Origin of the sequence: Streptomyces sp. NPDC007983, from assembly GCF_042958345.1 — a bacterium.
GTDB lineage: Bacteria > Actinomycetota > Actinomycetes > Streptomycetales > Streptomycetaceae > Streptomyces.
The window spans coordinates 1-2,324 of sequence record NZ_JBIBJI010000061.1 but is presented as its reverse complement, the minus strand read 5'-3'; the positions used below and the strand labels follow the sequence as shown (position 1 = coordinate 2,324).

Genomic DNA, 2,324 nt, shown 5'->3' with positions numbered 1-2,324 from the left:
AACTACGCCGCCGCCAACACCTTCCTCGACGCCCTCGCCCACCACCGACACGCCCACGGCCTACCCGCCACCAGCCTCGCCTGGGGCCTGTGGGACGAGGGAGGCATGGCCACTGAACTCAGTCAGAAGGACCTCGCGCGACTCTCCCGTACGGGTGTGGCGCCGCTGTCGGCGGCAGAGGGACTCGACTTGTTCGACAAGGCGCTGGCGAACAGTCGCCACCCCGCTCTCGTACCGGCCCGCTTGGACATCGGTGCGCTACGCACTGGCGACGGGGGCGTACCCGCGCTGTTCCGCGCGCTCGTCCGCAGGCCCGCCGCCCGGCCCATCGCACGGTCCACGGCCACATCCTCCGGTGGCACGTCCTTGTCCGACCGCCTCTGTGCGCTCGCTCCAGCTGCCCAAAAAGCTCTACTACTGGATCTTGTACGTACCCATGTGTCCGCCGCTTTGGAGCACGACGTCTCCGCGGTGGCCGACCGATCCTTCACCGAGTTGGGCTTCGACTCGTTGACCGCCGTCGAGCTGCGCAACCGGCTGGGCACCGCCACGGGGCTCCGCCTGCCCACGACGCTCGTCTTCGACCACCCCTCCCCGGGAGCGCTCGCCGACCACCTGCGCACCCTGCTCGCACCCAAACGAGCGGACGAACAGGCAACCGGCACCGACCCTGAGTCAGGTGCAAGCGTGGGCACGGCCGTCACAGGAGGCAGAGTCCACGACGAGCCGATCGCGATTGTCGGCATGGCCTGCCGCTTCCCCGGCGGCGTCACCACACCCGACGACCTGTGGCACCTGGTCGCCACCGGCACCGACGCCATCACCGGCTTCCCCACCAACCGCGGCTGGAACCTCGACACCCTCTACCATCCCGACCCCGACCACACAGGCACCTCCTACACCCGCGAAGGCGGCTTCCTCCACGACGCCGACCAATTCGACCCGGAGGTGTTCGGGATCAGCCCCCGCGAGGCGCTGACCATGGATCCGCAGCAGCGGCTCCTGCTGGAGGTCGCGTGGGAGACCTTCGAGCGGGCGGGCATCAGCCCACACAGCCGCCGTGGCAGCAGGACCGGTGTCTTCACCGGCGTCATGTACAACGACTACGGCGCCCGGCTTCACCAGGCGCCCACCGCTCCCGAGGGCTACGAGGGCTATCTGGTCACGGGCAGCGCGGGCAGTGTCGCCTCCGGCCGTGTGGCGTACGCCTTCGGTCTGGAGGGCCCGGCGGTCACCGTGGACACCGCCTGCTCCTCCTCCCTGGTCGCCCTACACCTGGCCGCACAATCCATACGCCAAGGCGAATGCGACCTCGCCCTCGCCGGCGGCGTCACCGTCATGGCCAGCCCCGCCACCTTCATCGAATTCAGCCGCCAACGCGGCCTCGCCCCCGACGGCCGCTGCAAAGCCTTCTCCACCACCGCCAACGGCACCGGCTGGAGCGAAGGCGCAGGACTCCTCCTCGTCGAACGACTCTCCGACGCCCACCGCAACGGCCACCCCGTCATCGCCGTACTGCGCGGCTCCGCCATCAACCAGGACGGCGCCAGCAACGGCCTCACCGCCCCCAACGGCTCCGCACAACGCAAGGTCATCCGGCAGGCACTCAGCGACGCCGACCTGGCGGCCGATCAGGTCGACGCCGTTGAAGCCCACGGCACCGGCACAGCCCTGGGCGACCCCATCGAGGCCGAGGCGCTGCTCGCGACATACGGACAGGACCGCGAACTGCCGCTGTACCTAGGTTCGTTGAAGTCGAACATCGGTCACACCCAGGCCGCTGCCGGCGTTGCGGGCGTGATCAAGATGGTCATGGCGATGCGCCACGGCACCCTGCCCCGCACCCTCCACGCCGACAAACCCACCCCGCACGTCGACTGGTCCACCGGCGCCGTCAAACTCCTCACACAGGAATGCCCCTGGCAGCCGACCGCGGGTCGGCCGCGCCGAGCCGCGGTGTCGTCTTTCGGCATCAGCGGCACCAACGCTCACGTCATCCTCGAAGAAGCCCCTGCAACGGACCAGGAATCCTCACCCTCTCCGAATGAGGCTCCCGCCTCTCCCACGCTGGTCCCGCTATCCGCTCTCACGGAAGGGGCGCTACGGGAACAGGCGGACGCCCTCCGGGCTTTCGCCGTGGACAGGCCCCATCTGGCGCCTCAGCGTGTAGGCGCCGCCCTGGGCACCGGGCGTGCCATGTTGGGACGCCGTGCCGTGATCGTGGCTGCCGACCGGGCGGAGTTGCTGGCGGGTCTTGATGCCCTGGCGGCGGGCTCTCAGGATGCGAACGTCGTCCAGGGCCACGCCGACGACACCGGCGGCAA

The 2,324-nt window shown here is 69.8% G+C and carries 1 protein-coding gene; it reads left to right on the top strand.

From position 1 onward, the window contains the following. Positions 1 to 2,324: beta-ketoacyl synthase N-terminal-like domain-containing protein (locus tag ACFZCY_RS45425; RefSeq protein WP_391187706.1), on the top strand; the 2,324-nt coding region annotated here is incomplete at both ends.